The sequence below is a fragment of the Arsenophonus sp. PmNCSU2021_1 genome (assembly GCF_036919435.1).
In the GTDB taxonomy this organism is placed as follows: domain Bacteria; phylum Pseudomonadota; class Gammaproteobacteria; order Enterobacterales; family Enterobacteriaceae; genus Arsenophonus; species Arsenophonus nilaparvatae.
Window position 1 is genome coordinate 82,326 of record NZ_JAZHPL010000004.1, and the last position, 13,930, is coordinate 96,255.

The following is a 13,930-nucleotide window of genomic DNA, read 5'->3' on the forward strand; positions in this document are numbered from 1 at the left end:
GGTGTTACCGGAAAATTTTTTACCTGCTTTTCCAGAGTTTCTGCTAGCTTTGTTAAGCCATTAATTTTTGGTTTTAATTTTAACGCCGTATTTTTTAAACTATTGATACCTTTTATGCCGCCAGATGTGAGTAATTCAAACCCTGGATCTGCACTGCGAAAAAATCTATACCTAATCCAATGTAGGCTTCTGGTGGTACACTTTTTGTTATATGGGGGATACCAACGCTGATAAACTGCTTACCTCCTTGTTTTAAGAACTGCGCAATTGTTGCCTGTTTTGCTGCGATTTTGAGTCCTTGAGTCGTTGCTTCCCCCATTGCAATACTAAATCGCCCACCAATTTGCAGTCCTTTACCCAAAAATGGTAAAAAACTTAAAATATCAAATATACCGGCGGCAATAGATTCCCTAACATTACCTTTTTGCGCTTCATTAATGCAGGTGTAAAAAGGAATAAGACTTAAGAAAAAATCGTCTACTTTTTGCCGAGTGGTTTTCTGATAACCATCATCATGGAATTTTATAAACAGCTTATTACTACGTATTTCCGCCAACTTTTCTAACGCCATTTTTGGCTGTTCATCTGTTTTTTTTAGCAAAATAGGAGAGTGGATCTTCAAGGCGAAATTTTTGTTATAGCGAGGATTTTTATGATCTTTTATTAAGTCAAAGATTAAATCTCTGTTACGGTCAACGCGCGATAATTTATAGTTGCCCATTTTTTGCTCTTTTTCTAAGGCATAAATCCGTTCTTCTCCATTAAAGGAACACATAAGCATATCAGTGGCATCAGGAATATGAATAATAAGTCCATTGTTAGCAACTAATCCAGCTACACCGGGTGGTAGAAAATGAATGTTACTATCCCTGGCATTGTATTCAACTTTTACCTGGTTTATTTCTGCTCGTTGCAAAAATATTTGTTCTTCTTCGCTGAGAGCATTAAATGCTTGAGGTAAAAGAACGTGTTCTGTTTGCTTAAAAACATCCACAATATGCTGGTTTTGTTGTTCAAAAATTGTATCGATATTAAGTAATGTGCTTATCTTGCCCTGCTGATTTGGATAGTCCACCTCTCTATTTTTATACAACACGAGTTTCGCAATCTCCAAAAAAGAAGTATAAATTTAAAAACAACACGAGTTTCGCACCAATAAAAAAACGCTCTATTTTTAAGTTTAATTCAGCATAATATATAAATAGATAAAACCTTATAAATCAAATACAACTTATTGTAATTTAATAAAATTCATGTGTTTTAGTAACTTGCAGATTAATCATTACTTTTAAGCCATTTCTAGAATTTTATAGGCCTGTGCGAAACTCGTGAACAAGAAAAAATCAGGGTGTTCATATTTTGTCGGGTTATCCATGTATTAAAGATATCTATAAAACATTCTTACAAGTAAGCAGTTTAAGATACTCTGGTTTAGCGTTATCAGAAGTAAGCCCATCGCCTTTATCTCATGACACTGTTAGCCGATGGCTAAAAAGTAGATGTTTTAGACCTAAAGACCTATGGCGATTAGTTGAACCTTCTATAGACAAAAAAAACCCTTGCGTACTAATTGCCGATGATACATTGATTGCCAAAACACGTAGTAAAAAAATAGAGATGGTCCATTATCAATATTCAGGTAATGAACATGATGTTATTGCTGGCATAGGTTTAGTTAATTTGCTTTGGCATGATCTGACGAAGGTTGAATCAATTCCTATCAATTATCGTATTTATGATAAAGATTCTGATGGAAAAACAAAAAACACGCACTTTTCCGAAATGCTCACTCTTGCTAAAAAAAGAGGGATCATGCCAGAAGCCGTAGTGATGGATGCTTGGTATTCTAGCCTGGATAACCTGAAATCAATTCGCTCTCATGGTTGGATCTGGGTAACCACGCTGAGGAAAAATAGGATTGTTAACCATAACAAACAACTGAACAAGTTAGACATCTCAGAAGAAGGAACGTCAATACACTTGCGAGGATATGGTTGGGTAACCGTTTTCAAATTTACAGCCAAAAACGGCCGTATTGATTACATAGTAACAAACAAAGAGAATCCCACCCGTCAATACCTCAAATCTATCATGGATGCCCGTTGGTCTGTTGAAGTTTATCATCGAGAAGTTAAACAAAACTGTGGTATTGAACGCTGTCAGGCTCGCACGAGCCGAGCGCAAAGAAATCATATTTTTCTCGCTATTTCTGCGTGGTTTGAACAACATAAACGTCGTATATCTGAAAAAATAACCCTTTATCAACAAAATTGGGACGTAATCAAAAGTGCTATTACTGAGCAAATCCGTGTTTTATTAGCGTACCCAAATTAGTTTTGTGCGAAACTCGTGATCTATAAAACATTCTTACAAGTAAGCAGTTTAAGATACTCTGGTTTAGCGTTATCAGAAGTAAGCCCATCGCCTTTATCTCATGACACTGTTAGCCGATGGCTAAAAAGTAGATGTTTTAGACCTAAAGACCTATGGCGATTAGTTGAACCTTCTATAGACAAAAAAAGCCCTTGCGTACTAATTGCCGATGATACATTGATTGCCAAAACACGTAGTAAAAAAATAGTGATGGTCCATTATCAATATTCAGGTAATGAACATGATGTTATTGCTGGCATAGGTTTAGTTAATTTGCTTTGGCATGATCTGACGAAGGTTGAATCAATTCCTATCAATTATCGTATTTATGATAAAGATTCTGATGGAAAAACAAAAAACACGCACTTTTCCGAAATGCTCACTCTTGCTAAAAAAAGAGGGATCATGCCAGAAGCCGTAGTGATGGATGCTTGGTATTCTAGCCTGGATAACCTGAAATCAATTCGCTCTCATGGTTGGATCTGGGTAACCACGCTGAGGAAAAATAGGATTGTTAACCATAACAAACAACTGAACAAGTTAGACATCTCAGAAGAAGGAACGTCAATACACTTGCGAGGATATGGTTGGGTAACCGTTTTCAAATTTACAGCCAAAAACGGCCGTATTGATTACATAGTAACAAACAAAGAGAATCCCACCCGTCAATACCTCAAATCTATCATGGATGCCCGTTGGTCTGTTGAAGTTTATCATCGAGAAGTTAAACAAAACTGTGGTATTGAACGCTGTCAGGCTCGCACGAGCCGAGCGCAAAGAAATCATATTTTTCTCGCTATTTCTGCGTGGTTTGAACAACATAAACGTCGTATATCTGAAAAAATAACCCTTTATCAACAAAATTGGGACGTAATCAAAAGTGCTATTACTGAGCAAATCCGTGTTTTATTAGCGTACCCAAATTAGTTTTGTGCGAAACTCGTGTTTATATAAATAATGTGACTAATGTCCGATTTCAATAAAGATATCTTTATTCATCGTAAGGTAAAGTTATTAAGCTGTTTCTATACTCATTGAGAATCAAGACAAAAAACTTTTTTATTAAAAGACTAAGCTTAAGTAATTGAAATATTCATTGTTTTGTTTTTTAAGTTTATATCTTATAATTGGCAGGTAATTTTAATTAAAACAGATTGAAATAACATGAAAACGATTGAAGTTGACGAAGAACTTTACCGCTATATCGCTAGTCATACCCAGCATATAGGTGAAAATGCATCGGTTATATTACGACGTCTATTAGGGTTTGACGTTAGTCAGTCGCATATTCCACTCTCGGTCACCGTAAGTAATATAACGGTAGGAGTGAAAAAAGATAAAGCAGTTTTTTCCCATGATGCAGCAAGAGTGATACATGATTTATTGCTTTCCAACAATTATGCAACTAAAAGCAAAGCGATTGATCGCTTTATGCTTATTTTATCCACTCTATACAATTTAAATAAACAAGCTTTTTTGGCAGCAACAGAATCAACCCATGGGAGGACGCGCATTTATTTTGCTAACGATAAACAGACCTTATTGGCCAGTGGTAAGCAGACAAAACCTCGCCTAATACCCGATACGTCTTTTTGGGTAATTACCAATACCAACACCAATCGTAAACGCAATATGATTGAACAAATTATGCAAGATATGAAGTTTCCTGTTGAATTGGTTGAGAAGGTATGTGGTACGATTTAAACAAATATTATTGGTCACTTAGTTATTATTGCTATGTGTACCGCTGTTGCTGCGGAGAGAAATAAGTGGCATTACATAAACGTGCTGGGCAATCTGCCCAACAAAGTGATTTAATAAATGTTGAACAGTTGGTCGCACAATATTATTCACTACAACCGCAAGTAAAAAATCCTGCTCATAGCGTTAAATTTGGTACATCAGGTCATCGTGGTAGTGCTTGTCGTCATAGTTTTAATGAGCAACATATTTTAGCGATTACCCAAGCAATCATTGAAGTCCGTCGATTAAATGGAATTACTGGCCCTTGTTTAGTGGGAAAAGATACTCATGTTTTATCCGCGCCTGCTTTTATGACGGTTGTTGAAGTGTTGATCGCGAATGGCGTTGAAGTCATCGCGCAACAAGACGATGGTTTTACACCAACTCCCGCTATTTCTCACTCTATATTGGATTATAATCGTCAGCATCAAGCAAAAGCCGATGGTATTGTGATCACGCCTTCACATAATCCTCCAGAAGATGGTGGCATCAAATATAATCCACCCCATGGCGGCCCGGCTGATGAAGCACTAACGGTTGAAATTGAACGCCGAGCAAATCAATTTATTGCCGATCAATTATCAGCTATTCAACGTATCAATTATCAGGCCGCTATTAAAGATCCTCACTATCAACAACAAGATCTTGTTGAGCCTTATGTGGTTGCTTTGAGTGATGTTATTGATATGGCTGCGATTAAAAAAGCTGGATTAAAAATAGGTGTTGATCCGTTAGGGGGCGCCGGAATAGATTATTGGAAACGCATTGCTGAATATTATCAACTCGATTTAGAGTTAGTTAATGAACAAATAGATCCAACATTTAGCTTTATGCCTTTAGATCATGATGGTGTGATCCGGATGGATTGTTCTTCGCGCTGGGCGATGAAAGGCTTATTGGATTTGCGTAATAAATTTGATTTAGCTTTTGCTAATGATCCGGATTATGATCGTCATGGAATTATAACGCCAGCGGGATTGATGGATCCAAATCATTATCTCGCGGGTGCTATCGATTATCTCTTTCGCCATCGCCCTCAATGGAAAAAAGAGGTTGCGGTGGGCAAAACATTAGTCTCCAGTGCCATGATCGATCGTGTGGTTGCAGATTTAGGACGTGAATTAGTTGAAGTACCGGTTGGTTTCAAATGGTTTGTTGATGGTTTATATCAGGGTAAGTATGGTTTTGCTGGTGAAGAGAGCGCTGGTGCTGCTTTCTTACGATTTGATGGAACGCCATGGACGACCGACAAAGATGGTATCATTCTCTGTTTGTTAGCCGCTGAAATGACGGCGGTGACAGGGAAAAACCCGCAGCAGCGCTATCAAGAACTTGCTCACCTTTTTGGTGAACCTTGCTATAGTCGTATCCAGGCTAAAGCTAGCCATCAACAAAAACAACGTTTAGCTAAATTGTCCGCTGAAATGGTATCTGCAGATATGCTGGCCGGTGATCCGATTATTGCCCGTTTAACCAAAGCGCCAGGCAATGGCGCAGCGATTGGTGGTTTAAAAGTAATAACAGATTATGGTTGGTTCACAGCACGACCATCAGGTACTGAAGAAGCTTATAAAATTTACTGTGAAAGTTTTCGTGGTAAGGAGCATCTTAATTTGATTGAACAGGAAGCTATCCAGATTGTTAATCAAGTTATTGCAGATTGAGCAGTTTATTATCCATTGCACCGTAAAATCCCATCCTTCCGGGGGTATATAAAGCGTGCTTTTCAGACTAGCCAGGTGTTTGCTGCTGTTCAATGTATTACTAAATGATCAATATTGGAGTACCCGCACATAAGTGCCAGGTATGCGGATATAAGGCGAGCGCAGATATCAACAGTGCCGTATATTTTAGCGACAGGACAAGCCGTGCTTACCTGTAGAGGGATGGTGCAATTAGACCGCCCGTTGAAGCAGGAACCCACTGAAATGATCCAGACTTCAGTCTGAACCTAGTAGGGATCCTCGCCCTTCAGGGCGGGGAGGATTTTAATCAATATTGTTTCTTAGTTAAATGAAGTAACCACGAGTTTCGCACAAAACTAATTTGGGTACGCTAATAAAACACGGATTTGCTCAGTAATAGCACTTTTGATTACGTCCCAATTTTGTTGATAAAGGGTTATTTTTTCAGATATACGACGTTTATGTTGTTCAAACCACGCAGAAATAGCGAGAAAAATATGATTTCTTTGCGCTCGGCTCGTGCGAGCCTGACAGCGTTCAATACCACAGTTTTGTTTAACTTCTCGATGATAAACTTCAACAGACCAACGGGCATCCATGATAGATTTGACGTATTGACGGGTGGGATTCTCTTTGTTTGTTACTATGTAATCAATACGGCCGTTTTTGGCTGTAAATTTGAAAACGGTTACCCAACCATATCCTCGCAAATGTATTGACGTTCCTTCTTCTGAGATGTCTAACTTGTTCAGTTGTTTGTTATGGTTAACAATCCTATTTTTCCTCAGCCTGGTTACCCAGACCCAACCATGAGAGCGAATTGATTTCAGGTTATCCAGGCTAGAATACCAAGCATCCATCACTACGGCTTCTGGCATGATCCCTCTTTTTTTAGCAAGAGTGAGCATTTCGGAAAAGTGCGTGTTTTTTGTTTTTCCATCAGAATCTTTATCATAAATACGATAATTGATAGGAATTGATTCAACCTTCGTCAGATCATGTCAAAGCAAATTAACTAAACCTATGCCAGCAATAACCTCATGTTCATTACCTGAATATTGATAATGGACCATCTCTATTTTTTTACTACGTCACGAGTTTCGCACAGGCCTATAAAATTCTAGAAATGGCTTAAAAGTAATGATTAATCTGCAAGTTACTGAAATGCATAAATTTACTTAATTTACAATAAGTTATATTTAATTTATAAGGTTTTATCTATTTACATATTATGCTGAATTAAACTTAAAAATAGAGCGTTTTTTTATTGGTGCGAAACTCGTGTACGTGTTTTGGTAATCAATGTATCATCGGCAATTAGTACGCAAGGGCTTTTTTTGTCTATAGAAGGTTCAACTAATCGCCATAGGTCTTTAGGTCTAAAACATCTACTTTTTAGCCATCGGCTAACAGTGTCATGAGATAAAGGCGATGGGCTTACTTCTGATAACGCTAAACCAGAGTATCTTAAACTGCTTACTTGTAAGAATGTTTTATAGATATCTTTAATACATGGATAACCCGACAAAATATGAACACCCTGATTTTTTCTTGTTTTTAAATTTATACTTCTTTTTTGGAGATTGCGAAACTCGTGGTAACATTCTGTTTTAACACCCACTAGACGCAGGATTGTTTGCAATAGAATATTCAGTATTGATTCCTCAAATATTAGCTCTTCCCAGGTTCCAAAACGAGCGTGTGGGCCGTTTTTCCTGGTTGCAAAGGAAGTGGCTCCCCTTTTACCCAGTGATCATGTCCGGCAAGGAACCATGGACTTATCGGATTACCACTTTGCCCGCCAGTCATTGTTAGCGTACCTTGATGCTCTTTTGCCGGAGCAACAACCAGCCGACTGGATGCACCAAAGCCAGGACGATTAACATGGGGCACATTATGATCACCTGATAATGGATCCGATGGTGCCGCAAACCAGGGGCGTAAAAAACTGAACACATGTACAAACGGATGAACAATATCAGCCTTGTTGCTCTGTCCCCAGGTTGCCTCAGTAAGTTTTTTTCCTCCACTGGTCAGTGAAGTCAGTACGGTATCCAGTTGATTAACAAGAAAATCAGCCCAACAATTGTATGGAGAAGGGATCCATTTTTCAGCCTTGATTAAGGTTATCACCGTTTCATCCCAACGGGTATTGGCTTTCATATAGCTGGCTTGAGGACATTGCGCGGTTAGTATTTTATCAACCTTACTGAATATGCCACTATAAATCATGTCACGCCATGCTTATAATAGCAGGTATCCGACAGAATCAATGCAAGCAGAATCCTGCCATTCAGTAATAAAACCCGCAGCCTCCTTACGAAGTTCATGACCTATTCTTTGTTCATTTAGTAACGGTAATAATACCTTTTTCCATTTTTGTATAAGAGGCGCTCTATCATCTAGTTGAATCGCTCTCATAACATCGGCAGAGATTTTGTCAGCCTGTTTAAGCCAGCGTTTTATTTCCCAGGAGCGAACCCCAATATCTGCGCCACCATCGCCAATATAAAGGTATTTATTGTCGAAACACTGTCTGTTATTGGCTGACCAGAGAATACCATCAGGCGGATCAACAATATCCGGGTGTTTTTCAGCGGCGAGTACAGATGCTCCCCATGCAGAATTTTCATCTAGTGGATAAGTATAATTTTCATACGGATCCAATCGCTGTGGTAATCCTCCTGCCAGAGTCCAGCCTATGTGTCCTTCTTTATCTGCCAGCATCATGTTAACAGCTGGCATGCCTGATGCCTTGGCAATATTGATCGCCTCACGAACATTGTTAGCCTCGTTTAAAGATAAGAAAACCAGTGAAATGGCTTGTGGTAACTGGAGAACCCAACGCATGGCCAAATTTCCTTCCTGGGTCGACACCACAGGCCCCCAGGGACTGACAGGGATATTTAGTTCAACAGTGTCATATCCTCCCAACAATTTTCTTACTTTTATCATTTCTTGATGAACTGGCCAGTGTGTTATTGGTTCCTTGGTTCGTATAAAATCAAAAGTACTGGCATAAGCATTTGTGAGCCCCCAGGCAATACTGCCATTACTTCCCACAACAGTCGCCGGTAATCCCGGAAGAGTTAGTCCAGCAAGGGTGATATTTTCACCTTTGTCGGTACAATATGTTATTTTTGCCCGGTACCAGTAATTAGGCAACATAAGCTCAAGATGCATATCATTGGCCAGCATAGCATGTCCGCTTTCGCTATGCTGACTATCGACAACCCAGCCATTGCTCCCGACATATGTATGCTCCGAAGGTAATAAGGGAGCGCGGTCACTGCTTTGTCCCCACCATACAGGTGGTGTGGCGTCTGGCGCGACAGGTGGTGCAGGTGGAGTACCGGTTAATGGGGTATCCCATTCGCTCGTATCTGGCATAAGAAACGCCAGTTGTTCTGTCTGGATGTGTCTGGCAAACCAGCCACGCGCATAAAGACGCGGAGCCTGATTTTGCTGAAGCGCGGATGACAACGCATACAAAACGAGTAAGGTATCTTCATCCCTCCAGTCAGCGGGAGTTGTCAGTAATGCAATATATTCAAAATGGCGGCCCGCTAATGAAGCTAGCCCGGCGTTAACTCCCCGACTATATTGAGTGAGAATTTTCTTTTCTGAGGCAGGGAGTGTGGTCAGAGTGTCGCGTGCTTTTGTACGAAATTGCCATAGCCGGTTTTGCTGGTCCGTTTTTAGCGCAAGAACCCCTAACAATTCAGCCAGTTCACCTGCGGCCAGACGACGCATTAAATCCATTTGTGGAAATCGATCCTGTGCGTGAATAAAACCTAGAGCGTAGCTGACATCTTCGCGGGTTTTACCGTTAATACCTGGTATACCGAGCTCTGCATCCCGGGTGATAGTGACCTTACCGTTTAGCAGTGGTTGTTTCAGCATACCATCCAGATGGGGTAAACTAGGCTTACATAGTGCCTGTAGCCAGGCGGGCATATCTGATTTATTATCAGAAAGGAATTCAGCTCCTGAGATAAGACCACTCAGAATTTCGGTACTGATGAGTTCTTTAATCATGTGTTCAAAATACATTCCCGGACCAAGTCCTTATTCGTACCCCTAAATAACAGCTTGTCCTTTCAGTATTTCCTGTTGTTGATTAAGGTAATTTATCTTTCCGGTATATATATTTTCAGTTTGTTTATCTGCCTCTATATTGCTTATCAAAAATTACATTTTGAATTTTTACTAAATTACAGGGCATTAACCATATGTGCGAAAATGTATCGAATAAGTTTGATATCATGGCAAAAAAGAGAAGAAACTAACACAGTCATCAGTAGTAAAATATCTGATATTGAGTTTAGCTATCTTTTACTTTTGACAAATGAATAACCTGATTTTGTTTTATTTGCGTGAAGATTGTTCGAACTAAATTAAATGAAACAAAATTTTTTGTGATAGAGGAGGTATATATCCTGGAGGGAAAAGAATGAAACTCTCGATTAATAAAGATATTGATATTCGCTTAAACATTCTGATGCTTTCATATATGAAACATGGTAATAATTTGGGGTTATAAAAGATAAAGAATCAAGGTTTGTTTATGCTAATAAGGCTACCATTAATTATAGTAATTTCTCTAAAGGTCTTTATATATAAGCTCTTTTAATAGTTAATGCTCTGTATCTGATTAGAATTTGAAGCTGTTATACAAGCAAACGATAAAAACGTAATGCAAAATCAAAAAACAATTCAAGTTTTCCATATTATTTTTTTAGATTATTTATTTGTTTAAAGTATTATAAATTTTTAGACAGGTAAAAATATTTATTCTTAAATGTTTATTAAATCGTTTTATAATAATAAAAGACATTTATCGTCTTTAAATAGATTAAGGAGACATTGAATGCGGCTTTTTGGGTATGCCAGAGTGTCAACCAGTCAACAATCGCTCGATATTCAAATTAAAGCGCTTAAAGAAGCCGGTGTAAGAGCAAATCGAATTTTTACTGATAAAGTCTCAGGTAGTCATACTAATCGGGACGGACTCAATCTGTGGCACTGTTGCAAATATCGTGACGTGGTAGCCTTATTTGTTGGTGAAAGTTTTAACATTTCAAAAATCCTGTTCACCGGGTGCATCTCACCTAAGGGATAGCTGAAGTAAAACGACTTAGCCTGACCTTTACGCAGCGCCAGCATTACTGCAATCCCTTTTATCGTGGCATAAGTGGTCTTCATCGATTTAAACCCCAGTGTGGCGCTGATTATCCGTTTCAATCTGCCATGCTCGCATTCGAAAATGTTATTTCGGTACTTAATCTGTCAATGCTCAACGTCAGACGGATACACGAGTTTCGCAACCAATAAAAAAACGCTCTATTTTTAAGTTTAATTCAGCATAATATATAAATAGATAAAACCTTATAAATCAAATACAACTTATTGTAATTTAAGAAAATTCATGTATTTTAGTAACTTGCAGATTGATCATTGCTTTTAAGCCATTTCTAGAATTTTATATGCCTGTGCGAAACTCGTGGGATATTGACCTTCACGTTTGAGCTGTCAATGCCAACTGAATTCTGATCCACTTTGCTAAAGTAAAACTGATCCACCCCCTTTAATTTACTCGCTAAGTTCCGGTTTCAATTTTTTATGTAGCTGACCGCTTTTTAGCTTGTCTTTTAACCGATAACTTTGTCCACTAATCTGTACAATATGTGCATGGTGCAGCAATCTATCCAGCATAGCCGCTGTTAGCGTCTCATCGTCACCAAATGTACTTGACCACTGAGCAAAAGACAGATTACTAGTTAAGAGCACACTACCCGCTTCATATCGCTTTGCCACCACCTGGAAGAACAGGTTTGCTTCTTCCTTGCCAAAAGGTAAATAGCCAACTTCATCGATAATCAATAGTCTAGGTTTACTGATAACTCGGGTAAGATATCCTTTAAGGTCACCTTGTCGATGAGAGGTAAGCAGCTGCAACATCATGTCCGCCGCAGTTAGAAAACGGATGCTTAATCCCTGCATCGCAGCCCTATAGCTGATGGCAGTAGCAAGGTGGGTCTTACCGACACCAGACGGACCTAGCAACACGATATTCTCCTGGCGCTCAATAAAAGCCAGTCCAGCCAGTTCCTGTATTTGGTTACGGGTGTCAACGATCACCGAAAACTGATCCACTTTTTAGCTAAATACGATCAATCAAAATTGATCCACTGTTTTACTCGGTTATTGCTCCTGATCGCCGCTTATCTTTCAATCGATAGCTTTCACCGCTCAATTGCAGTACATGCGAATGATGAAGTAAACGATCAAGCATAGCGGCGGTTAATGTTGCGTCATCAGCAAAAGCACCAGGCCATTGTCCAAATGATAAGTTACTCGTCAATATGACACTGCCATGCTCATAACGCTTGGCAATCACATTGAAAAATAGGTTTGCTTCCTCTCGCCCAAATGGCAGGTATCCAATCTCATCTATGATCAACAACTTCGGGGCCATTACCGAACGTGATAGATATTGTTTGAGCTTATTTTGTCGTTTAGCAGTTGAGAGTTGCAACATCAGTTCAGCCGCTGTTGTAAAGCGAGTTTTCTTCCTGGCCTGTATTGCTTTTAATCCTAATCCAATAGCTAAATGCGTTTTGCCTACACCGCTTGGGCCAAGCAACACGACATTTTCATTACGTTCAATAAAAGTTAATGCACTTAATTCTTGTATTTGTTGCTTAGGAACACCCGTTGCAAACTTAAAATCGAACGAACTAAGTTCTTTGTGCGTTGGGAATCCTGCCATCCGACTAAAGAGATGGCGAGTTCGTTCATCTCGTTGTTGTTGCTCACATTTTAATAGGGACAATAAAAACTCTCCGTAGCTTTTGTCTTGGGCAATGCACTGTTGGGCAAGTGATGACCAATGAGTCGGAACAGAATTTAATTTCAATGACTCACACAGGTGTTCAATTTGTTCATGCAATAACATGTTCACCTCCCAGCAATGCTTCATATACGCTGATTGAGTGTTGCAAATTGACAGATTCAAGCGGCGGTACGATACGGATATTAAGCGCATTAGTCTGCGGGATAGATTGGCAAATCCTTGTTGGCAAAGGAAGAAGATACTTAATTTCCTTAGCTAATCTATCTGCTGGCTTCTCTAACGTTGTTCCATGAATCCGCTGATGAGCGACTCGTTGTAACCAGGGCCCCACTTTTGCATTGGCTATCTCCATGTCCAGTTCAAGATTATGAGCACGAAGGTCGGTATTTAATGGTACGATAAAGCTGTTTTTTAAGTAGTGGTTAAAGCGCTCTACTTTACCTTTTGTTTTTGCCCTGTAGGGCTTACAAGCACTCAATTTAAATCCGTAATCTTTCGACATCTGAAGCATTTCGACATTTAATTTATGTTCACCTTCTGCATAAGCATCCCGTTCGATGATGAGAGCTTTTGCGTTATCACACCATACTTCCTGTGGTACACCACCAAAATAGTCGAAAGCGTCTTTTAAACCTTGTTGCCAGGATTCTGCTCGCTCATTATCAAAGAATTTTACATAACTCGCACGCGAGTAGCCGAGCGTTGCAACAAACGCTTTTAGGGGTTGTTTTCCTCGCCGGATGGTGGTGAAGTCGATTTGCATTTGTTGACCTGGCTGTGTTTCAAAACGGACGACAGCTTCGGGAACGATGCTTGGTTTAAATTGACAAACAAATCGGCGTAATTGAGCAATACCGCCTTGATAACCTCTTTCAACTACCTCATCAAATAAGACTGTTGCAGGGATCCAATCAGGTTTAGCCAATTCAATTCGCTGAAGCAAATAAGGTTTAAAGGGTGCCAGTTTACTCGGTTGTTGACTTCTTTTAGCATAAGTTGGCATTCCCTGCTATTGTAAATGATGTTTTACGGTGTTACGGGAAATGCCCAATTCACGGGCAATTTTTCGAAGGCTTTGTCCTTGTGCAACGCGAACATGAATATCCACAAATATCTCCTTGGTTAACATAAATTACCCGTACAAAAATGTACGAATAATACCAAGTGGATCAGTTTTAGATGATCGTTAGTGGATCAGTTTTGCATGATCGCTGACAATTGCGATTACATCTAATAAAAACACGCTCAACCGAAGAAATCATTAATCGTGTAT

At 39.3% G+C, this 13,930-nt stretch carries 6 protein-coding genes and 7 pseudogenes; 6 read left to right on the forward strand and 7 right to left on the reverse strand.

Features of this window, described 5'->3' with window-relative positions:
* Positions 1 to 112 precede the first annotated feature (112 nt).
* On the reverse strand, positions 113 to 1,093 hold the full coding sequence (locus tag V3224_RS04735) for a hypothetical protein (protein ID WP_334468891.1): 981 nt from the start codon (positions 1,091 to 1,093) through the stop codon (positions 113 to 115).
* A 266-nt stretch (positions 1,094 to 1,359) separates the two neighbouring features.
* On the opposite strand from V3224_RS04735, the gene V3224_RS04740 reads away from it, so the two are divergent.
* The 5 genes and pseudogenes from V3224_RS04740 to V3224_RS04760 all read left to right on the forward strand — a co-directional run.
* Complete coding sequence (locus V3224_RS04740; protein ID WP_334468894.1) at positions 1,360 to 2,334, forward strand: IS701 family transposase; 975 nt, start codon at positions 1,360 to 1,362, stop codon at positions 2,332 to 2,334.
* A 15-nt stretch (positions 2,335 to 2,349) separates the two neighbouring features.
* On the forward strand, positions 2,350 to 3,300 hold the full coding sequence (locus V3224_RS04745) for an IS701 family transposase (protein ID WP_334468896.1): 951 nt from the start codon (positions 2,350 to 2,352) through the stop codon (positions 3,298 to 3,300).
* A 237-nt stretch (positions 3,301 to 3,537) separates the two neighbouring features.
* A complete protein-coding gene (gene seqA / locus V3224_RS04750; protein WP_334468899.1) occupies positions 3,538 to 4,077 on the forward strand; it encodes a replication initiation negative regulator SeqA in 540 nt (179 codons plus the stop codon).
* Between the two features lie 65 nt (positions 4,078 to 4,142).
* Complete coding sequence (gene pgm / locus V3224_RS04755) at positions 4,143 to 5,780, forward strand: phosphoglucomutase (alpha-D-glucose-1,6-bisphosphate-dependent) (protein WP_334468901.1); 1,638 nt, start codon at positions 4,143 to 4,145, stop codon at positions 5,778 to 5,780.
* Positions 5,781 to 5,911: 131 nt separating this feature from the next.
* Positions 5,912 to 6,065, forward strand: a pseudogene (locus tag V3224_RS04760) (RNA-guided endonuclease InsQ/TnpB family protein); the annotation flags it as partial.
* A gap of 92 nt (positions 6,066 to 6,157) precedes the next feature.
* On the opposite strand, the pseudogene V3224_RS29750 reads toward V3224_RS04760, so the two are convergent.
* Positions 6,158 to 7,329: pseudogene (locus V3224_RS29750) on the reverse strand (IS701 family transposase).
* Between the two features lie 143 nt (positions 7,330 to 7,472).
* A pseudogene (locus V3224_RS04775) lies at positions 7,473 to 9,854 on the reverse strand (penicillin acylase family protein).
* 817 nt (positions 9,855 to 10,671) lie between these two features.
* Here V3224_RS04775 and V3224_RS04780 point away from each other — a divergent pair.
* Positions 10,672 to 10,821, forward strand: a pseudogene (locus V3224_RS04780) (recombinase family protein); the annotation flags it as partial.
* Between the two features lie 56 nt (positions 10,822 to 10,877).
* Here V3224_RS04780 and V3224_RS04785 read toward each other — a convergent pair.
* From V3224_RS04785 to istA, 4 genes and pseudogenes are all read right to left on the reverse strand, one after another.
* Positions 10,878 to 11,111: pseudogene (locus tag V3224_RS04785) on the reverse strand (DDE-type integrase/transposase/recombinase); the annotation flags it as partial.
* Between the two features lie 282 nt (positions 11,112 to 11,393).
* Positions 11,394 to 11,927, reverse strand: a pseudogene (istB, locus tag V3224_RS04790) (IS21-like element helper ATPase IstB); the annotation flags it as partial.
* A gap of 70 nt (positions 11,928 to 11,997) precedes the next feature.
* Complete coding sequence (gene istB / locus V3224_RS04795) at positions 11,998 to 12,759, reverse strand: IS21-like element helper ATPase IstB (protein WP_334468905.1); 762 nt, start codon at positions 12,757 to 12,759, stop codon at positions 11,998 to 12,000.
* Positions 12,746 to 13,786: pseudogene (istA, locus tag V3224_RS04800) on the reverse strand (IS21 family transposase). Before istA ends, istB (V3224_RS04795) begins: the two are co-directional and overlap by 14 nt.
* Between the last annotated feature and the right edge of the window lie 144 nt (positions 13,787 to 13,930).